Raw genomic sequence first — 19647 nt, 5'->3', positions numbered from 1 at the left:
AAAAATTCCTGTTCAGGGCACAGCCCGGATTAACTGCACTGCTCGGCCAGGTGATTGACCAGTGCCTCGGCCAACTCACGCGGGTCACCGCTATGGCTGCTGTAACCGCCTTCACGCAGGCTGTCCGGCATACTCGGAGAGGCGCAACTGTCAGCGCGCTGGGTCCAGATCAAACCGCCCTGACGGCGGACATAGGCGGCGGCGGCACTGCCATCGCTGCCCATGCCGCTGAAGGCAATCACACCGCTCATGGCACCGAAATGCTGAGCCAGGTTGAGCATCATCTGGTCGATCGACGGGCTGTAGGGCTCTGGCCAGCCACGCTCGGCAATCTGCATCGCACCGTCATCGGCAAACCCCAGCTCATGGCTGATCGGCACAACCACCACTTCGCCACAGCGCACGGCATCACCATGCCGAGCCGGATTGACGTGCCACTGACTGTGCCGACCCACGGCTTGCGGCAAGGCGTTCTCGAAGCTGGCATCGATGTGCTGGGCGTAGACAAAACCGATTGGCAGACCGCCCGGCAGTGCATCGAGGAACGCCTTGACTGCCGCCGGCCCACCTAGCGAGGCAGCCAGCAGCCATACCTGGCGCGCCGGCTCACCGGCCACCAACGGGGTGTCCGCCAGTGCAGCCGGCAGGTCCAGGCGCGATGGCCGCTGCGCTTCAGCCAGCAAGGCTTCCAGGCTCGGGCCCACGGCCTGCGACGGGTCGCCAACCAGTTTCTTCAATTTGCCGAACAACCGGCGCTCCCAGCGCGGATAGTTTTCCGAGTGGCGCTCCGGGGCATGGCCTTCGCCAAACAACACTGGCGCCGAGGCGCTTTCCAGCAGGCTGTCGACCAGCGGAGAGTCTTCCGACTGCGCCAAGTCGACCAACCACAAATCGGTGTCACAGGCGCTCAGGGTGTCCTGATCGAGGCGCGCCGGGTCACTGTTCATCACCACCTGATAACCACTGCCGGTCAGCGCCTGCTGCAACACGTGACGCTGCAGGGAGGTATCGGCGATCACCGCAATGCGGGCTGCAGTCTTCTCAGTCATGTGCGGTTTACCGGGTGGCGGCCCACCAATTGCTGAATGGTTTCAAGCAACAAGGACTCCTGATAAGGCTTACCGAGGTACTCGTTGACACCGATGCTCATGGCCCGCTCACGGTGTTTCTCACCGGTACGCGAGGTGATCATGATAATCGGCAGGTCTTTCAGGCCTTCGTCGTGGCGCACCAGGGTTGCCACCTCGAAACCGTCCATGCGTGGCATTTCGATGTCCAGCAGCATGATGTCGGGCTTGCGCTCCTGCAGCTGGGAAATGGCATCCACACCGTCCTTGGCCGTCAATACGTTCATGCCATTGCGCTCGAGCAGGCGGCTGGTGACCTTGCGCACGGTAACCGAGTCGTCGACCACCATGACCAGGGTCGGGCGATCCGCCTCGATTTCGGCGGCACTGGCCGACTGCTTGAGCTGACGCGGCTGCAGCTGGGTAAGCAGGTGCGCATGCAGCACACGAATGGTCGCCAGCAGGTCGAGAATCACCACCACGCGACCGTCACCGAGGATGGTCGCACCGGAAATCCCGTGCACTCCGGCGAACTGCGGGCCAAGGCTCTTCACCACGATCTCCCGCGAACCGGCCAGGGAGTCGACCTGCACGGCCACGGCGTGCTCCTTGGAGCGCACCAGAATCACCGGCAGCGGCAGGCTCTGGCCAACCAGCTTGGGCTGCTGACCATTGTTCAGCAGGTCGCCCAAGTAACGCAGCTCATAGCTCTGCCCAGCGTATTCGAAGCGCGGTGCATCCGGCGCGTAATAGGCTTCCAGCTCGTACGGCGAAACCCGCACGATACCCTCGATGGTGTTCAGCGGAATGGCGTAGAGGTCTTCACCCGACAGCACCATCAGCGCGCGGTTGACCGATACGGTAAACGGCAGGCGAATGGTGAAGGTGGTGCCGGTGCCGGGCACCGACTCGATGCTCATCGAACCGCCAAGCTGTTTGACCTCGGAGTGAACCACGTCCATACCGACGCCACGCCCGGAAATCTGCGTAACCTTCTCCGCGGTAGAGAAACCGGCCTCAAGGATAAACTGCAGCACTTCGTAGTCAGTCAGGTCGGAGTCAGCATCCATCAGGCCACGCTCGATGGCCTTGCGTTTGACTGCTTCCAGGCGAATCCCGCCACCGTCATCGGCCAGGGTCAAAACGATATCGCCACCTTCGCGGCCCAGCGCCAGGCGAATGGTGCCTTGCTCAGGTTTGCCGGCGGCACGGCGCACGTCAGCGGCCTCGATGCCGTGGTCGACGGCGTTGCGCAGCATGTGTTCCAGCGGCGCAACGATACGCTCAAGCACGGTACGGTCCATCTCGCCTTCAGCGTTGCCGACGATAAACTCGACCTGCTTGCCCAGCTCACCGGAAATCTGCCGCACGATACGCCGTAGACGCGGCACCAGGCGGTCAAACGGCACCATGCGCGTACGCATCAGGCCTTCTTGCAGCTCGGAGTTGACCCGCGCCTGTTGCAACAACAGGGTTTCCGCATCGCGGTTACGCGCAGCCAGGGTTTCTTTCAGGTCGAGCAAGTCGGAAGCGGACTCGAACAGTGCGCGCGACAGCTGCTGCAGTTGCGAGTGGCGGTCCATTTCCAGCGGGTCAAAATCTTCATAACCCACACGCTCGGCTTCAGCCTGAATACGGCTAAGAATCTGCGCCTGAGTTTCGGTATCGAGACGGCGCAACTGGTCGCGCACGCGATCGATGGTGGCTTCCATCTCGCTGAGGGTGAAACCGAAGTCACTCACCTGCTGCTCGACCCGACCACGGAAAATCGAAGTTTCACCGGCCAGGTTGACCAGGCCCTCGAGCAGTTCGGCAGGAACCTTGACCAGTTCTTGCGGGGCGCGGCGCGAGGCGGCTTCCTGTGCAGCCTCTTCGGCACGCCGAACGAACGGCAGCACCTTGGCCACCAGTTCCTGCGCCGGCATGGCACTGGCGGCGACAATCGGTGTAGCCAGTTCAGGCAAACGCGCAGTCGGTTCTGCCGCGACAACCTCGCTGGACGCAGCAGCACTATCAACGGCCAGGCTGTCATTCAAACGCTGACGCAGGGCATCGAGTTCCTGTTGTAAACCTTCAAAGCCCGACTGTACGTCGACAAACAGGCTTTGCGGCCAGGGCGCGCCCTGGATCTGCGCTTCGGTCAGGTGCTGCTCCAGGCTGTGAGTCAGGTCGCCCAGACGCTTCTGCCCGGCTAGCCGCGCACCGCCTTTGAGGGTGTGCAGAATGCGCAGCATCTCATCGATGGCGGCGCCGTCTTCACGGTCAGCTTCCCAACGGCCGATAGCTTCTTCCATGGCCTCCAGCAAGTCATCACCTTCTTCGAGGAAGATGTCGAGGATGTCTGATTCGGCATCGTCATCCTGCTCGGTTTCGGCCGCCTTGAGGGCTACCGAGGACGGCATGCTCAGTTGCTCGTTGGGGTTGGCGCGAAAACGTTTGATGGTCTCGATCAGCGCATCGCCATCAGGGACCGTTTGTTTGTTGCGCACAGCCTCAAGCATCTCTGCCAGGCTGTCGTGACAGTTCTGCAACAGGGTGAAGAGGTCCTGACTAGCACGCAGACGGCCCTGGCCAAGCCCTTCATAGAGGAATTCCAGTTCGTGGGCCAGATCGCCGATTTCACGAATTTCGGCCATCCGGGCGCCACCCTTGAGGGTGTGCAAGTCACGCTGCAGCGACTCCAGTTCCAGGCTGTTGTCGACGTCATCCATCCAGCGCTGCAGAGCTGCACCGGCGCTGTCGATGATGTCGAAACCTTCCTCAAGGAAGATTTCCACCAGTTCTGGGTCTCGTTCGTCATCCAGCACCGGCACAGCTGCCACAGCCACAACGGGCTCTGGCTCTGGCTCTGGCTCTGGCTCTGGCTCTGGCTCTGGCTCTGGCTCTGGCTCTGGCTCTGGCTCTGGCTCTGGCTCTGGCTCTGGCTCTACAAGAGTGTCCTGCCACTCAACCGGCGCGGGCAACTCGGGCTCAAACGGCGGCTCATCCAACTCGATAGCTGGTAATGCAAATGCCTCGATCTCAACCGGCAGCTCGTCAGCCGGGTTGATGTCATCGGCGATCGGAGCGGTGTCCGCCAGAATGCCGAAGTCGATCTCTTCTTCAACCGCCGGCAGTTCAGGCAGCTCGGTGTCCAGCAATTCGACTGTTTCCTGCTCAGGCAGGGCTTCGGCTTCGGCTTCGGCTTCGGCTTCGGCTTCGGCTTCGGCTTCGGCTTCGGCTTCGGCTTCGGCTTCGGCTTCGGCTTCGGCTTCGGCTTCGGCTTCGGCTACAGGCTCAGGCGCCACCGGGGTCACTGGCAAGCTCTGCCCACCACTTTGACGGAAACTGCGAATGGCCTCGATCAATTGCACAGGCGAACGCATGACGTCACGGGCCTGCAGTTGCTCCAGCAACTGTGCCAGTTGGTCATGGCTCTGCTGCAGCAGACCAGCCAGTGCAGGCGAGAAGCTATAGCGACGATCGACCAGGCCTTCGTAAAGGGATTCAAGTTCATGGGCAAGATCGCCAATCGGGCGAATCTCGGCCATGCGCGCACCACCCTTGAGGGTGTGCAGGTCACGCTGCAGGGACGACAGTGCGGCCTTGTTCTCCGGATCAGCCAGCCAGCGCTCCAGCGCTTGCCCGGCGCTGTCGAGGATATCGACGGCTTCTTCGAGGAAGATCGCCACCATTTCCTCATCCAGCGTCTCGTAGAGCGAAGCCGCCGCGGATTCCTCAACAGGCTCAATCACCTCGGCGAGAGGTACCGGCTGTTCGTCCACAACAAGCGCATCAAGCGCCAATTCAGGATTCGGCTCGTGCGATTCTGATGACTCAAGCGCAGTCTCAAGCGCCGCAGTAGCGTCGACCAGTTCGACGATCTCGATGCCGGACTCACCATCGCTGGACAGCAGTGCCAGGGTGTTTGGATCCAGTGCCTCATTCAGCAGGTTGCGCAGCGCCATAACCCGCTCGGGGGCGGCACTGACCTGCAGCGCTGCGGCTACCTGATCCATCATTCCAATCAAGGCTTCGTGGGCCTGCTCGGCCTCACTGAAGAACCGCTCGCTAACCGCCAGGCTGCCTTCTTCCACAGCACCGTAGAGGTCAAGCAGCGCTTCGCACAGCTCATCGATCTGCGGCAAATCAGCCATCTCGGCACCACGGCCAAGTGTGGTCAACTCCTCCAGCAGCGAGCTGAGTTCCTGGCGCTCGGACGGGTGTTCGCGCCACTTGCGCAGCAGGTCTTCAGCGTCCAGCAGGATATCCATGCCTTCAGCCAGGAAGATGCTGATCATCTGCGGATCGCGCTTCTCACCCGGTTCGCTCTGGCGGCTGCTTTCCGCATGTTCCAGGCGGTCGTTGTGCAGTTTCTGCACGCGCTCAAGAAACTCGCTGGCTCCGGGCAGGGCTGCCAATGGATGGCTTTCCAGCTGCTCAAGGCCCAGTCGGAACAGCTTTTCCGCGCTGCTGAGCAGTTCGGCTTCTGCCAGATCCATCGGGATCAGGTTGGTTTTGAACTCCTTGACCAGTTTTTCCAGCGGCGAGGCAATCTCTGCCACCGGCTGAATACCGGCCATCGAGGCACTGCCCTTGAGGGTGTGCAGGGCGCGCTGCAGATCATCGGTAACTTGTTGCGGCAGCTCCTGGGCACAATCAGCGAGGAAACCCACCAGGGTATCCAGGTGCATCTCCGCTTCATTGCGGAAGATTTCCAGCAACTGCGGGTCGAGACCGTCGTCGTTGTCTTCAGCAACAACGGCGGCACTGGTCTCGGTGGTAGCGACTGGGCTGCCCTCGGGCTCAGCTACCAGCTCCACCGGGGCTTCAGGTTTTGGGAGGGTTCGACCTTTGGCCAGGGCATGCGCGGTCGCCGCCAGCAGGTCGACATCGTCGCGCTGACGCTGCGCCTTGTTGGCAAATTCATCGACCAGCGCCGGCATCAGGGCGACCACATCGGCGATCACCTGCTGCACGTCAGCACCCGGGGTGATGGTGCGGTCGAGCACACGGTTGAGCAGATTCTCAATCGCCCAGCCCAGTTCACCGATCACCAGGGCACGTACCATACGGCCACTGCCCTTGAGGGTGTGGAAGGCGCGGCGAATTTCGCTCAGGGCATCCTTGTTGTCAGTATCGGCGCACCACTGCGGGAAGTACTCGCCAATGGTTTCCAGCACTTCACCGACTTCTTCGATAAAGACTTCCAGCAATTCGTCATCGACCGGCTCTTCATCGGCCGGCGGTGGCAACAGGCTGGGCGGCACGTCGTGAGCGGGCGGATTGATCGCCTGCACTGGCGCGGCCATGACATCGGCCATCGACAGGGCTTTCTCGACAACCGGTTGCTCAGGCTCTTCGTTCAGCGGGGCGCTGGGCAGTTCGACCTCAGGCAGCTCAAGGGCAGCCAATTCGGCTTCGCCCCAGTTGCTCAGGCTGTCAGCAGCGTCCAGCTCCAGGCTATCGAGCGACAGTTCATCAGCGGCTTGCTCCTCAGCGCTTTCCAGCAGTGGCAGAGGCTCGGCGTCGACCAGATCAATACTGAAGTCTACCAGCTCAAGATCGGCCTCGGTGCTGGCAGTCGACCACTCGGGTTCGCTGCGCGGCGCCTCAATAGTAGTTGAGTCCAGATCAGCGAACTCAGCACTGAAATCGTCTGCCAGCTCCAGGCTCAGCGATTCCTCGGCGACTGGCGGCGTTGGCTCGGTTTGCGTCTCAGGCTCCGGCTCGGCACCGAGCACGTCCAGATCATCCAGCGGGTCTGCCAATGGCGCAAAGGACTCGGTCTCAGGCTCGATGCGATCGAGGATCGAGGGCTTTTCCTTGAGCGGGTAACCCAGGCTTTCCAGACTTTCCTCGGCTACGTCGAGAATCAGGTCGCCCTGAGTTGCGTGGTCTTCAGCCAAACGCTCAAGGTAGTACTCAACGCTGGTGATGGCGTCCGCCAGGGTGTCGAGGTTCTGCCAGTTGGGCACAGCCTTGCGTGCCAGCAGTTGTTCCTGGATATAGCGGTTGCAGGCGTTGAGCAGGTCGGCGGCACGCTGCAGCGGGATCATCGCCAGGCCGCCGCGTACCTGAGTCAGCAACTCGGGCACGCGGGCCAGGTGCTCGTGGTTCCACTGCGAGGCGATGAATTCGATGATCGCGTCTTTAGCCTGTTCCAGGCCGTTGCGCGCTTCCTTGATCACCAACTGATGAATCTGCGCCACGTCGGTGGTCGGCAGATGGCTTTCTTCACGCCCGCCATCCTGCGCCGGGCCGACCATGCCAGCCAGGGTCGCTTCGACATACAGCAGCGCGCCGGCGACATCCATCAGCACCGCATCGCTTGGCTCACCCTGCCCTTTGGCCAGGCTGCTGACCACATCGAGCTGATCGGCGATGACCTTGCGCGGCTGGCCAAAGCCCAGCACCGCGAGGGTGTCGGCAATCTGCTTGAGCGGCGCGGCGAGTGCATCCAGGTCCGAAACCTGACTGCGATCGCTGCGCACGAACAGATCAAGGCTGTCCTTGACCCGCACCAGTTCTTCACACAATGCGGCGACCACGGAACGCATGGCGTCACGATCCGGTCCGGCTAGGCGGGCGCGCTCCTCGTCGACCACGTCGTTATCCGGCAGCGCGTCGTCGAGGCGGTACTGTTCACGCAGGGTGCGCACACGCGGCGACTGCGCCGAGGACTTGGCTACATAGAACAGCAGGTTCTTGCTTAGTTCGTCAGGGGCGGCCTGGTTGAGGCCATCTGCGCCTTGCTCGAGCAGACGCTTGAGTTCTTTATCCACCTGCCGCAGCAGCGTGCGCACCGACGAACCGTTGGCAACACTGCCATTGGCCAATCCCTCGACCACACCAGAGGCGATCTGCCAGAGCGAACCCAGCGGCGAATCCTTGCAGAGATTTTCTAGGCGCGCGAACACCCGTGCCATATAGCCCAGGTTGGTCGGCAGGTCCTGGTTGCGGATCACCCCAACCAGAGCCATCTGCAACATCTGCCGCAATTTGCGCAGCAGCACCGGCAGTTCGGCGGTACGCAGCTGGTCAATCGATTCGTTGGGCAGGGCCGGAGTACGCCCGGACATATCCGGGGCGAACAGGCTGGTTTCCGACAGCAGCTTTTCCCCACGCGCAGCGCGCAGGTCGTTGAGCAGAGGCAGCACGACCATCGGCAGGTCGCGGCGAGCGGTCTGGATACGGTCGAGGTACACCGGCAGTTGCAGAATCGACTGCATCAGCACTTCCAGAGCCTCACCCTGGTTGGTCACCCGCCCATCGATCAGGGCACCGGCCAGTTGCTCCATTTCTTCGGCCAGCAGGGCTGCGCCAAAAAACTCGACCATCTGCAGGGTGCCAAGCACCTGATGCACATAGGTCTGGCAGAAACGCATGCGCGTAGCGTCCTGGGGGTTCTCGACGAACGCCTCCAGCGCCTGACGCGCCTGCTTCAGGGTTTCCGCGATCTCGCCCTTGACCCATTCCAGGGCGACATAATCGTGCCGATCACCCATAGCCACTCCACTCATAAACTTGGCTCTGCCTTATCCCTTGCGGGTAAACGCCAGGACTCGCTCGTCGGCCACCGGGATCAACTCCGGATGCTGCCAACCTGCCACTTCGCCCACTCCAACCACCAGCAAGCCTCCGGGCACCAGGCGCTCGGCCAGGCGGTTGAGGATCTCGCGGCGACGCCAGCGACGAAAATAGATCAGCAAGTTCTGACAAAAAATAACGTCCATACCGGACATGGGTGCCTTGGCCAGTTCCAGCACATTCAGCCGCGCACAACACACGCGCGCAGCCAGGGTCGGCACCACTTTGAAACGCCCATCGTCCTGGGCCAGGAAATAACGCTGGCACAAGTCGCTGTCCAACAACTCCAGGCGGCGCGCACCGTACTGGCCATCCCGCGCCTTACTCAGGGCATTGAGGCTGATATCGGTTCCCGTCACCCCAAAAAAATCAGGGTGTTGCGTGTCGCGCAGCACTTCGGCCGCACTGATGGCCAGCGAGTACGGTTCTTCACCGCTGGCACAGCCAACGCTCCACAGCTCCCAGGGTTGCGTCATGCCTTGTTGCAGACGCTCACGCAGGTAACTTTCCAATACCTCAAAAGACGGGCGATGACGAAAGAAGCGCGTTTCCTGAACCGTCAGACGATCCAGCAGCGTCGACCACTCCACCGCACCACGCGGCCCATCGGTGACCTGCCGGTAATAGGCGGCATAGTCCATGACACCTAGCTCGCGCATCCGCGCACTCAGATTGGTCTGCAAAAACGCCCGTCGCCGCTCATTGAGAACGACCCCGGTGCGTTCCTCCAGCAGCACCTGCCAGTCACGAAACTCCGTGGCTGTCATGTCTGCCAAAGGCTGCAAGGCCCAGACGCCTGACTGCATGTCGTGCCCCTCGCTCACGGCCATAGCCCTTGAGCGGCAGGCCTTTCAGCCTGCCACCCAGCACCTGGTTAAGCCTGTTCCCCACCCGGCAGGGTAAAGCCGGATACCGACTTACGCATTTCACTGGCCATCTTGGCCAGGTTACCAATGCTCTTGGCGGTGGCAGTGGTGCCGGACGAGGTTTGCGAGGTGATCTCCTGGATCACGTTCATCGTGTTGGAAATGTGGCCCGCCGAAGAGGCCTGCTGGCGAGCGGCGTTGGAGATGTTCTGAATCAAGGCCGCGAGGGTTTTCGATACCTTCTCGATCTCTTCCAGTGCCACCCCGGCGTCCTGTGCCAGACGAGCACCGCGTACCACTTCCGACGTCGTTTGCTCCATCGAGATAACGGCTTCGTTGGTGTCGGTCTGAATCGTCTTAACCAGTGCCTCGATCTGCTTGGTTGCAGCAGAGGAACGTTCTGCGAGGCGCTGTACTTCGTCCGCTACCACGGCGAAGCCTCGGCCCGCGTCACCGGCCATGGAGGCCTGGATCGCGGCGTTCAGGGCGAGGATGTTGGTCTGGTCGGCAATGTCGTTAATCAGGCTAACGATGTCACCGATCTCTTGGGACGATTCACCGAGGCGTTTGATCCGCTTCGAGGTGTCCTGGATCTGCTCACGGATGTTATCCATACCGGTGATGGTGTTGTGTACGACTTCGTTACCCTTGTTGGCGATGGCTACGGAACGTTCCGCTACCGCGGAGGACTCCGAGGCGTTCGCCGATACCTGGTCAATCGACACGGCCATTTCGTTGATCGCCGCAGAAGCACCAGCAATTTCCTGCGCCTGGTGCTCGGAAGCTTCGGCCAGGTGCATCGCCGTGGCCTGGGTTTCCTGGGCAGCACCGGCTACCTGAACGGCGGTCAGGTTGATGGTGGCTACCAGGTCACGCAGCTGGTCGATGGAGTAGTTGATGGAGTCAGCGATGGCACCGGTGAAGTCCTCGGTTACCGTCGCGGCCACGGTCAGGTCACCGTCGGCGAGGTCGGCGATTTCGTCGAGCAGTCGCAGAATCGCCGCCTGGTTACGTTCGTTCTTCTCGGCAGTGGAGGCCAGACGACGGTTGGTTTCACGCACCATCACCAGGCCGATGAGGATGATCGAACCCAGCGCCAGAGCGCCCAGCACATAACCAAACAGGGTGTTGATGGCACGGCCGGTGGCCAGGTCATCAAAGCCGACAGCCAGGTCGGAAGCCTTGTCCAGCAGGGTTTGCGATACGGTAAAGATGACGTTCGCCGATTCACGCACCTGGAACAGTTCCGGCGAGGTTTCGAGAATCTCATCTACCGAACCGGATACGAATTCGAACAATTCGGAAATTTCCGCAAGACGCTCGAGAGCTTCCTCGTCGGTCACCTTGGAGATTTCCATGGCGGCGTTGCCTTCCAGCATCGCGGCCAGTACGCGACCGAACAGGCTGGCGTCGCGACCGAACATGTCAGCGGCCTGTACCGAGTCCTGGTCACCGGCCAGTACCTTGTTCACCGAACCGAGGATACGTTCCGCCAGCAGCGATTGGCGCTGGGCAACCGAGACCTGGGCAGCGGGAGCACCGCTCTCCAGCAGAATGTCGACCACTTCCTCGTACTCGACCTGCAGTTGCGGAATGGTTTCCGCCAGGGTGGCAGCTACCTGGTGCAGCGACAGTACGGTCTGTTCGTTCGCCAGAATGGCGTCGGTGTTCTGCCGCAGGGTATCCCAGTCCTGCTGCACCACAGCCATCTGCGCCTGCAGTGACTCAGGTGCCGCTGGCAGACCAGTGGTTTCGTTACCGTCAGTCAGGTAACCCCAGCGCGCCTGGAAGTCGTTGCGCGCATCGCGCAGCAAACCGAAGGCTTCGGCCGTACCGGCTGCCGCTTCCGTGGAGTTCTTCGCAATACGCTGGGACAGTACGCGCAGTTCACCGGCGTGGCCGATGTACTCCGTGTCGTAGTTGGACTGCGTGTTGATGTAGGCGAAGTTGGCGAACAACAGCACGATCGAAACGATCAGGACAATAAACAGCCCTGCGATCAATGTGCTACTGCGCGCACCTGCTAACAAATTACCTGCATTTAGTTTTTTCATTTACTGGCCCCCGCCTGGACCGACCGCACTACGGTTCCCATGTAACGCCAAAAGGCCGGCAATGCCGACCCCACCGATAAACTGTTAATACGCCACGTCGAGAAAACCCGGGTTCTGGGCCAGCGCGTGTGGGCTGAACACCAACCAGGGCTGTTCACGTTGAAAGACTCCGTGGATAAAGGGTGCTATGGACGCCTCGAGCGGCGGCAGCTGCTCGGAGAAGGTATCCACAGGAAAATGCTGCATGCCGAATACTTCATCGACCGTCAGGCCGGCAAATACGTCCTGGTGATCAACCACCAGCACACGGCGTTTTTTGCGCAACGGCGACAGCTCATTGCCGAAGAAGCCGCACAGATCCATCACCGGCAGCAGGCGGCCACGCACGTTGGCTACGCCTTTGACCCAGCTTTTCACACCGGGCAACAAGGTATGGCGCGGCTCATGCAGCACCTCGCCAACCTCGCCCATCGGCGCGACGAAGAAGCGCTCGCCCATGCGAAAGCCAATACCACTCCAGGTCTGCACCACCGCTTGCTGCGAGGGCAAGCCAGCAGCAAGCGAGCGACAGAGCCTGTCGATATCCTGAAGAGTCTGAAAAGGTGTTTGCGCGTCCGACATGCCAGCTGCGGCCTTATTCTTTTTTAATTGCGGACAAACCAGGTATTAGCCGGCCAATACCGCATTCAAGGTTTTAACCAGGGTTTCTTCGTCAACTGGCTTGGTCAGGTAATCCTTCGCGCCCTGGCGCTTGCCCCAGACCTTGTCGGTTTCCTGATCCTTGGTGGTGACGATGATCACCGGGATATGGCTGGTGTCAGCATCCTTGGTCAGCTGACGAGTGGCCTGGAAGCCATTGAGGCCCGGCATGACGATATCCATCAGCACGGCATCAGGCTTTTCCTGGCGCGCCAAAGCAACGCCGTCAGCACCATTTTCCGCCTTGAGTACCTGATGACCATGCTTTTCCAGCATGGCGGTCAGTTTGTACATTTCAGTCGGCGAGTCATCAACAATCAGAATTCGAGCCATGGTGTTTCCCAATACTTTAAAAAGGCGCTCAGCTATTCAGCCAGGCGTCAGGACGCTTGTTCAACCGGCGTAAAGTCAGGCACATGAGCTTTGATCGCACCGAGCAGCTCTTCTTTGCTGAAGGGCTTGGTCAGGTATTGATCGGAGCCGACAATGCGCCCCTTGGCTTTATCGAACAGGCCGTCCTTGGAGGACAGCATGATCACCGGAGTGGATTTGAAAGCGCTGTTGTTCTTGATCAAGGCACAGGTTTGATAGCCATCGAGCCGCGGCATCATGATGTCGACAAAAATGATGTTCGGATGGGTGTCGGCGATCTTTGCTAAGGCATCGAAGCCGTCAACTGCGGTAATTACCTCGCAGCCCACCTTTTTCAGCAGGGTTTCCGCGGTACGACGAATCGTTTTCGAATCGTCGATCACCATCACCCTCAAACCCTCGGAATGCTGTTCCATGTTTGCCCTACCATCGCCTCGGTGAGTCGTTATTTTTGCGTTATATCAGTGCGCCTGAGGCCCTGTCACCGACGGGCTACAACCCAATCGTCGGGCCTTTTTAGCACACTCTCCTGATGCAATCTATAAGCCGCGCGGGGCCAAGGTTTTTCCTTGACCACCCGACCTGCCAGCGCCACCCTGACGCCATATCACAGCCGCAGCCCACCCAAAACGCTGCCATTTTTACGGAGAACACCGCCATGAGCGTCCGCCTCGGCATTGTCATGGACCCCATCGCCCAGATCAGCTTCAAGAAGGACAGCTCGCTGGCCATGCTGCTTGCTGCACAAGCACGCGGCTGGTCTCTCTTCTATATGGAGCAGAAAGACCTTTACCAGAGCAAAGGCCAAGCCCGCGCTCGACTTACAGAGCTTAGCGTATTCAACGACCCGCAGCGCTGGTTCGAACTCGGCGCCGAACAGGACATCGCCCTGAGCGAGCTGGACGTGATCCTGATGCGCAAGGACCCGCCCTTCGACAACGAGTTCATATACTCCACTTACCTGCTGGAACAAGCCGAGCAGGACGGGGTGCTGGTGGTCAACCGCCCGCAGAGCCTGCGCGACTGCAATGAAAAATACTTCGCCACCCAGTTCAGCCAATACACGCCGCCGACCGTGGTCAGCCGCAGGGCCGACATTCTGCGCGAGTTTGCCAAAGAGCAGCGTGACATCATTCTCAAACCCCTCGATGGCATGGGCGGATCGATGATATTTCGGCACCGCGAGGGCGATCCCAACCTCTCGGTGATTCTCGAGACGCTGACCAACCACGGTCAGCAGCAGATCATGGCCCAGGGTTACCTGCCAGCGATCAAGGATGGCGACAAGCGCATTCTGATGATTGACGGCGAGCCGGTACCCTACTGCCTGGCGCGCATTCCCGCAGCCGGCGAAACCCGTGGCAACCTTGCCGCCGGCGGACGCGGTGAGGCCCGCCCACTGAGCGAGCGCGACCGCGAAATCGCTGCTGCAGTTGGCCCGACGCTGCGCGAGAAAGGCCTGCTGTTCGTCGGTCTGGACGTGATCGGCGAGCACCTGACCGAAATCAACGTCACCAGCCCGACCTGCATCCGCGAAATCGACGCAGCCTTCGACACACGCATCGGTGAACGCCTGATGGACAAGATTGCCGAGAAGCTCAATGCGCGCAGTGCTTCATAGACTTTTCCATGCGCCCTCGGCAGACTGCGCGGCAACCTGAGCAGACCCGATATGCGATGAACGCAGCCGCCCAACTCCCTGAACTTTCCAGCGCCGGCGTAAAGCCGGCGGATCGCCTGGGCTTTACCCTGTTTCTCGCAGCAGTACTGCATGCCGCGCTGATCCTCGGCCTGGGTTTTACCCTGGCCGAGCCGAGCCAGATCAGCAAAACCCTGGAAATCACCCTGTCCACCTTCAAGAGCGAGGAAAAGCCCAAAGAGGCCGACTTCCTCGCCCAGGACAACCAGCAAGGCAGCGGTACTCTGGAACACAAGGCCGCGCCGAAGACCACCGAACAGGCACTGTTTCAGGACAGTGAAGTCAAGCGCGTTACGCCGCCTGCCGCACCGCAACAACCCGCAGCACGCCAGCAGGCGCCGAAAGCTGCCGTCGCCACCCGCGCCCCACAGCAGCAGAAAACCCCGGTCAAGCGCGAAGAAGCCAAGCCCAACCCGCAAGCACGTCCGGCGCCGGTGTTCGACAGTGCCCAGTTGTCGTCCGAGATCGCCAGCCTGGAGGCCGAACTGGCCCAGGAAGTTCAGCAATACGCCAAGCGGCCGAAGATCCACCGTCTCAACGCCGCCTCGACCATGCGCGACAAAGGTGCCTGGTACAAAGATGAATGGCGCAAGAAGGTCGAACGCGTCGGCAACCTGAATTACCCGGATGAAGCACGCCGCCAGGGCATCTACGGCAGCCTGCGCCTGCTGGTGTCGATCAACCGTGACGGCACCCTGTACGAAGTGCAGGTACTGGAGTCCTCCGGCCAGCGTCTGCTCGACCAGGCCGCCTTGCGCATCGTGCGCCTGGCCGCGCCGTTTGCCCCGTTCACTGGCGATCTGGCCGATGTCGACCGCCTGGAAATCATCCGCACCTGGCGTTTCGAGCGCGGCGACCGCCTGTCGAGCAACTGAATCTGCGCGCACTGCTTGAGGCTTGCCGCCCGAAGCTCCAAACTAACGCCATGAAAGACGCCAGCCCCAGCTACCTCAAGCATCACTTCCTGATCGCCATGCCACACATGGCCGATCCGCATTTTGCGCAAACCGTTACCTACCTGATTGATCACAACGAACACGGCGCCATGGGCCTGGTGATCAACAAGCCCAACGGCCTCAACCTGGCCGATGTGCTGGAACAACTGCGCCCGGATGACGAACCTCCCGTGCTCTGCCAGAGCCTGCCGATCTTTACTGGCGGCCCGGTGCAGACCGACCGCGGTTTCGTCCTGCACCCCAGCGGCCCGCAGTTTCAGGCGACCCTGGAGCTGGGCGAGCTGGGCCTGTCGACCTCACAGGACGTGCTGTTCGCCATTGCTGACGGCACCGGCCCAGAGAAATACCTGATCACTCTCGGTTATGCCGGCTGGGAAGCCGGGCAGCTGGAAGCCGAGCTGGCCGACAACGCCTGGCTAACCTGCCCGGCGGACCACGCGATCCTCTTCGACCTGCCGTTCGACCAGCGCCTGAACGCCGCAGCCGCGCGCCTGGGCATCAATCTCAGCCTGCTCACGTCACAAGCCGGGCACGCCTGATGGCCGAGGCAAAACCACTACGCCTGCTGCTGGGCTTCGATTACGGCAGCAAACAGATCGGCGTTGCGGTCGGCCAAGTGATCACCGGCCAGGCCCGCGAGCTGTGCATCCTCAAGGCGCAGAACGGCGTGCCGGACTGGCAGAAAGTCGAAGCGCTGATCAAGGAATGGCAGCCGGATGCCATCGTCGTCGGCCTGCCGCTGAACATGGATGGCACGAAAAGCGAGATGAGCGAGCGCGCGGAAAAATTCGCCCGCCGCCTTAACGGCCGCTTCAACCTGCCGGTACACACCCATGACGAACGCCTGACCACCTTTGAGGCCAAGGGCCAGCGCCTGCGCGAAGGACAAAGTGGCGGCTACCGCGAGCGCCCGGTCGATGCCATTGCTGCGGCGCTGCTGCTGCAAGGCTGGCTCGAAGAAAATTGCCTGGGCTAAGCCCGCACCAAGGAGTTTTGCCATGCATTTGCCCACACCCGCCGACCTGCTGCCGCAAATGGCCTCCGCGCTCACCCAGCACCTGAACAGCCGACAGATCAGCGAACCGCGCTTTATCGGCATCCGCACTGGCGGAGTCTGGGTCGCCCAGGCGCTGCTCGAAGCCCTCGGTCGCCAGGATGCACTGGGTATTCTCGATGTGTCCTTTTACCGTGACGACTTCACCCAGAACGGCCTGCATCCTCAGGTGCAACCATCCGAGCTGCCATTCGAGATCGAAGGCCAGCACCTGGTGCTGATCGATGACGTACTGATGAGCGGCCGTACCATCCGTGCGGCACTCAATGAACTGTTCGATTACGGCCGCCCGGCCAGCGTGACTCTGGTCAGCCTGCTTGACCTGAATGCCCGCGAGCTGCCGATCCGCCCGGACGTGGTCGGTGCCACCCTGTCGCTGGCAGCAGATCAGCGGGTAAAATTGTCCGGCCCCACGCCGCTGACCCTCGAACTCCAGACGCTTGCCCACTGAGACTCGCCAGATGACGACCATAGCCGCCAAGCGCCCGCTGCAGCTGAATGACCAAGGCCAACTGCGCCACTTTCTGTCCCTCGACGGCCTGCCGCGCGAGCTGCTGACGGAAATACTCGACACCGCCGACTCCTTCCTCGAAGTCGGCGCCCGTGCGGTGAAAAAAGTCCCGTTGCTGCGCGGCAAGACCGTGTGCAACGTGTTCTTCGAGAACTCCACACGCACCCGTACCACCTTCGAGCTGGCGGCCCAGCGCCTGTCCGCTGACGTGATCAGCCTGAACGTGTCGACCAGCTCGACCAGCAAGGGTGAAACGCTGTTCGACACCCTGCGCAACCTGGAAGCCATGGCCGCCGACATCTTCGTCGTGCGCCATGCCGACTCCGGTGCCGCGCACTTTATTGCCGAGCACGTGTGCCCGAACCTGGCGATCATCAACGGCGGCGACGGCCGTCACGCCCACCCGACCCAGGGCATGCTCGACATGCTGACAATCCGCCGGCACAAGGGCAGCTTTGAAAACCTCTCGGTGGCCATCGTCGGCGACATCCTGCATTCGCGCGTGGCACGCTCGAACATGCTCGCGCTGAAAACCCTCGGCTGCCCGGATATCCGCGTGATCGCGCCGAAAACCCTGCTACCGGTCGGCATCGAGCAATATGGCGTGACCGTCTACAGCGACATGACCGCCGGCCTCAAGAACGTTGACGTGGTGATCATGCTGCGCCTGCAGCGTGAGCGCATGACCGGCGGCCTGCTGCCCAGCGAAGGTGAGTTCTACCGCCTGTTCGGCCTCACCGAAGAACGCCTGAAACTGGCCAAGCCGGATGCGCTGGTGATGCACCCGGGGCCGATCAACCGCGGTGTGGAAATCGAATCGGCGGTGGCTGACGGCCCGCAGTCGGTGATTCTCAACCAGGTCACCTACGGCATTGCCATCCGCATGGCGGTGCTGTCCATGGCCATGAGCGGGCAGACCGCGCAGCGCCAACTCAATCAAGATGCCGAGGAGCAGAACTGATGCGTATCCGTATCCTCGGAGCCCGCGTGATCGACCCCAATAGCGGCTTCGATCAGCAGGCCGATCTGTACATCGAAGGCGGCAAAATCATCGCCATCGGCCAGGCACCCGCCGGTTTCGTCGCCGAGCAGAGCATCAAGGCCCAGGGCCTGGTTGCCGCGCCTGGACTGGTCGACCTCAACGTCGCCCTGCGCGAGCCGGGTTACAGCCGCAAAGGCAGCATCGCCACGGAAACCCTGGCCGCCGCCGCCGGTGGCGTCACCAGCCTGTGCTGCCCGCCGTTTACCAAACCGGTGCTGGATACCCCGGCAGTGGCCGAGCTGATCCTCGACCGCGCCCGCGAAGCCGGGCATACCAAGGTGTTCCCGATTGGCGCGTTGAGCAAAGGCCTGGAAGGCGAGCAGCTGGCCGAACTGGTGGCCCTGCGCGACGCCGGTTGCGTGGCCTTTGGCAACGGTCTGGACAGCTTCCGCAATAACCGCACCCTGCGCCGTGCTCTGGAATACGCCGCCACCTTCGACCTGACGGTGATCTTCCACTCCCAGGACCACGATCTCGCCGAAGGCGGCCTGGCGCACGAAGGCGCCACCGCCAGCTTCCTCGGCCTGCCGGGCATTCCGGAAAGTGCGGAAACCGTGGCCCTGGCCCGCGACCTGCTGCTGGTCGAGCAGACCGGCGTGCGCGCGCACTTCAGCCAACTGACCAGCGCGCGCGGTGCCCAGCTGATCGCCGACGCCCAGGCCCGTGGCCTGCCGGTCACCGCCGATGTGGCGTTGTATCAACTGATCCTCACCGATGAGGCACTTGGCGACTTCTCCAGCCTGTACCACGTGCAACCGCCACTGCGCACCGCCGCCGACCGTGATGGTCTGCGCGCGGCGGTGAAGAGCGGGGTAATCTCGGCGATTGCCAGCCATCACCAGCCGCACGAGCGTGACGCCAAACTGGCGCCCTTCGGCGCTACCGAACCGGGCATCAGCAGCGTACAACTGCTGCTGCCGCTGGCCTTGAGCCTGGTACAGGACGGCCTGCTTGACCTGCCCACCCTGCTCGCCCGCCTGAGTGCCGGCCCGGCACAGGCGCTGCGCCTGCCCGCTGGCAAACTGAGCGTAGGTGCAGCCGCCGACCTGCTGCTGTTCGATCCACAGGCCTCGACCCTGGCAGGCGAAACCTGGTACTCGAAAGGCGCCAACTGCCCGTTTATCGGCCACTGCCTGCCGGGTGCCGTGCGTTACACCCTGGTGGATGGCCGTATCAGCTATCAGGCCTGAGAACCTACTTACGATCTGCTACGCGTCGGCCCTGGGGTGTTAAAAACAGGCTATGGATCAGCCAGACAACAAAAAGCCCGCCAATTGGCGGGCTTTTTGTTGTCTGAGATTCAAGCGCGCTCAGCGTTCTTGATCGACACCTGGGTGTTCAGCGTCCAGAAGTCATACAGCACGCCGAGCAGGAACAGGCCACCGGTAAACAGGTAGATGATCCCGGTGATCCACTTGCCTTGGTACATGCGGTGCACACCGAAGATGCCGAGGAAGGTCAGCAGAATCCAGGCGACGTTGTAATCGGTATCGCCGGCGGTAAAGCGCAGATCGGCTTCGCGATCCATCGCCGGGATCAGGAACAGGTCGACGATCCAGCCGATAAACAGCAGACCGAAGGTGAAGAACCAGATGGTTCCGGTCACCGGTTTGCCGTAATAGAAACGGTGCGCGCCGAGAAAACCGAAAATCCACAGCAGGTAACCGATAAGTTTGCTGTGCGTGTCCTGTCGCTGCATAGGTGTGCCTCCTGATGGCTGATAACACTTTGACGCCACACTCTACGCAAGGTTCGCTG

The 19647-nt window shown here is 61.5% G+C and carries 15 protein-coding genes; 7 read left to right on the top strand and 8 right to left on the bottom strand.

The features are described 5' to 3' along the window. Positions 1 to 29: 29 nt before the first annotated feature. The 7 genes from ACOCLD_RS04740 to pilG form a co-directional block, all read right to left on the bottom strand. Positions 30 to 1049 (bottom strand): chemotaxis protein CheB, encoded by a 1020-nt coding sequence (locus ACOCLD_RS04740; protein ID WP_392541069.1) that lies wholly within the window; start codon positions 1047 to 1049, stop codon positions 30 to 32. Continuing rightward, the gene (locus ACOCLD_RS04735; RefSeq protein ID WP_422911034.1) at positions 1046 to 8554 is read right to left on the bottom strand and encodes an Hpt domain-containing protein; all 7509 of its coding nucleotides are present in this window, start codon (positions 8552 to 8554) and stop codon (positions 1046 to 1048) included. The genes ACOCLD_RS04740 and ACOCLD_RS04735 overlap by 4 nt, the downstream gene beginning before the upstream one ends. Positions 8555 to 8584: 30 nt before the next feature. Then, a complete protein-coding gene (locus tag ACOCLD_RS04730; protein WP_392541071.1) occupies positions 8585 to 9442 on the bottom strand; it encodes a CheR family methyltransferase in 858 nt (285 codons plus the stop codon). Between the two features lie 68 nt (positions 9443 to 9510). Then, on the bottom strand, positions 9511 to 11556 hold the full coding sequence (locus tag ACOCLD_RS04725; RefSeq protein WP_233683409.1) for a methyl-accepting chemotaxis protein: 2046 nt from the start codon (positions 11554 to 11556) through the stop codon (positions 9511 to 9513). 84 nt (positions 11557 to 11640) lie between these two features. Next, a complete protein-coding gene (locus tag ACOCLD_RS04720; RefSeq protein WP_233683408.1) occupies positions 11641 to 12177 on the bottom strand; it encodes a chemotaxis protein CheW in 537 nt (178 codons plus the stop codon). Positions 12178 to 12222: 45 nt separating this feature from the next. Next, positions 12223 to 12588 (bottom strand): twitching motility response regulator PilH, encoded by a 366-nt coding sequence (gene pilH / locus ACOCLD_RS04715; protein ID WP_108485952.1) that lies wholly within the window; start codon positions 12586 to 12588, stop codon positions 12223 to 12225. A gap of 47 nt (positions 12589 to 12635) precedes the next feature. Beyond that, entirely contained in the window at positions 12636 to 13043 is a 408-nt protein-coding gene (pilG, locus tag ACOCLD_RS04710; protein WP_108094981.1) for a twitching motility response regulator PilG, read from the bottom strand. A 242-nt stretch (positions 13044 to 13285) separates the two neighbouring features. Here pilG and gshB point away from each other — a divergent pair, with 242 nt between their 5' ends. The 7 genes from gshB to ACOCLD_RS04675 are packed head-to-tail and all read left to right on the top strand — an operon-like array spanning position 13286 to position 19079. Further along, a complete protein-coding gene (gene gshB / locus ACOCLD_RS04705) occupies positions 13286 to 14248 on the top strand; it encodes a glutathione synthase (RefSeq protein ID WP_422911033.1) in 963 nt (320 codons plus the stop codon). A 56-nt stretch (positions 14249 to 14304) separates the two neighbouring features. Further along, a complete protein-coding gene (locus tag ACOCLD_RS04700; protein WP_233683406.1) occupies positions 14305 to 15201 on the top strand; it encodes an energy transducer TonB in 897 nt (298 codons plus the stop codon). Positions 15202 to 15251: 50 nt separating this feature from the next. Beyond that, positions 15252 to 15821, top strand: coding sequence for a YqgE/AlgH family protein (locus tag ACOCLD_RS04695; RefSeq protein ID WP_422911032.1), 570 nt, complete (start codon positions 15252 to 15254; stop codon positions 15819 to 15821). Continuing rightward, positions 15821 to 16258 (top strand): Holliday junction resolvase RuvX, encoded by a 438-nt coding sequence (gene ruvX, locus ACOCLD_RS04690; RefSeq protein WP_233683404.1) that lies wholly within the window; start codon positions 15821 to 15823, stop codon positions 16256 to 16258. The genes ACOCLD_RS04695 and ruvX overlap by 1 nt, the downstream gene beginning before the upstream one ends. Before the next feature lie 22 nt (positions 16259 to 16280). Beyond that, positions 16281 to 16787: a bifunctional pyr operon transcriptional regulator/uracil phosphoribosyltransferase PyrR gene (gene pyrR / locus ACOCLD_RS04685; RefSeq protein WP_422911031.1), complete on the top strand. Its 507-nt coding sequence runs from the start codon at positions 16281 to 16283 to the stop codon at positions 16785 to 16787. Between the two features lie 10 nt (positions 16788 to 16797). Further along, on the top strand, positions 16798 to 17808 hold the full coding sequence (locus tag ACOCLD_RS04680; protein ID WP_422911030.1) for an aspartate carbamoyltransferase catalytic subunit: 1011 nt from the start codon (positions 16798 to 16800) through the stop codon (positions 17806 to 17808). After that, complete coding sequence (locus ACOCLD_RS04675) at positions 17808 to 19079, top strand: dihydroorotase (RefSeq protein ID WP_422911029.1); 1272 nt, start codon at positions 17808 to 17810, stop codon at positions 19077 to 19079. Before ACOCLD_RS04680 ends, ACOCLD_RS04675 begins: the two co-directional genes overlap by 1 nt. A 110-nt stretch (positions 19080 to 19189) precedes the next feature. Here the strand turns inward: ACOCLD_RS04675 and ACOCLD_RS04670 are convergent, their stop codons facing one another. Continuing rightward, positions 19190 to 19588 (bottom strand): NINE protein, encoded by a 399-nt coding sequence (locus ACOCLD_RS04670; RefSeq protein WP_233683400.1) that lies wholly within the window; start codon positions 19586 to 19588, stop codon positions 19190 to 19192. Positions 19589 to 19647: the final 59 nt, after the last annotated feature.

It is taken from the genome of Pseudomonas cimarronensis (assembly GCF_049331905.1).
In the GTDB taxonomy this organism is placed as follows: domain Bacteria; phylum Pseudomonadota; class Gammaproteobacteria; order Pseudomonadales; family Pseudomonadaceae; genus Aquipseudomonas.
Note: the sequence above shows the minus strand (reverse complement) of the source record. Positions and strands in the feature narration are given on the sequence as shown.

Bases quoted from the DNA above. Each gene is read 5' to 3' on its own strand.
- ACOCLD_RS04735 (WP_422911034.1), bottom strand. From the start codon at position 8,554: ATGGGTGATCGGCACGATTATGTCGCCCTGGAATGGGTCAAGGGCGAG.
- ruvX (WP_233683404.1), top strand. From the start codon at position 15,821: ATGGCCGAGGCAAAACCACTACGCCTGCTGCTGGGCTTCGATTACGGC.
- pilH (WP_108485952.1), bottom strand. From the start codon at position 12,588: ATGGCTCGAATTCTGATTGTTGATGACTCGCCGACTGAAATGTACAAA.
- ACOCLD_RS04740 (WP_392541069.1), bottom strand. From the start codon at position 1,049: ATGACTGAGAAGACTGCAGCCCGCATTGCGGTGATCGCCGATACCTCC.
- ACOCLD_RS04675 (WP_422911029.1), top strand. From the start codon at position 17,808: ATGCGTATCCGTATCCTCGGAGCCCGCGTGATCGACCCCAATAGCGGC.
- gshB (WP_422911033.1), top strand. From the start codon at position 13,286: ATGAGCGTCCGCCTCGGCATTGTCATGGACCCCATCGCCCAGATCAGC.
- ACOCLD_RS04725 (WP_233683409.1), bottom strand. From the start codon at position 11,556: ATGAAAAAACTAAATGCAGGTAATTTGTTAGCAGGTGCGCGCAGTAGC.
- ACOCLD_RS04680 (WP_422911030.1), top strand. From the start codon at position 16,798: ATGACGACCATAGCCGCCAAGCGCCCGCTGCAGCTGAATGACCAAGGC.
- ACOCLD_RS04720 (WP_233683408.1), bottom strand. From the start codon at position 12,177: ATGTCGGACGCGCAAACACCTTTTCAGACTCTTCAGGATATCGACAGG.
- ACOCLD_RS04730 (WP_392541071.1), bottom strand. From the start codon at position 9,442: ATGCAGTCAGGCGTCTGGGCCTTGCAGCCTTTGGCAGACATGACAGCC.
- ACOCLD_RS04700 (WP_233683406.1), top strand. From the start codon at position 14,305: ATGAACGCAGCCGCCCAACTCCCTGAACTTTCCAGCGCCGGCGTAAAG.
- pilG (WP_108094981.1), bottom strand. From the start codon at position 13,043: ATGGAACAGCATTCCGAGGGTTTGAGGGTGATGGTGATCGACGATTCG.
- ACOCLD_RS04670 (WP_233683400.1), bottom strand. From the start codon at position 19,588: ATGCAGCGACAGGACACGCACAGCAAACTTATCGGTTACCTGCTGTGG.
- ACOCLD_RS04695 (WP_422911032.1), top strand. From the start codon at position 15,252: ATGAAAGACGCCAGCCCCAGCTACCTCAAGCATCACTTCCTGATCGCC.
- pyrR (WP_422911031.1), top strand. From the start codon at position 16,281: ATGCATTTGCCCACACCCGCCGACCTGCTGCCGCAAATGGCCTCCGCG.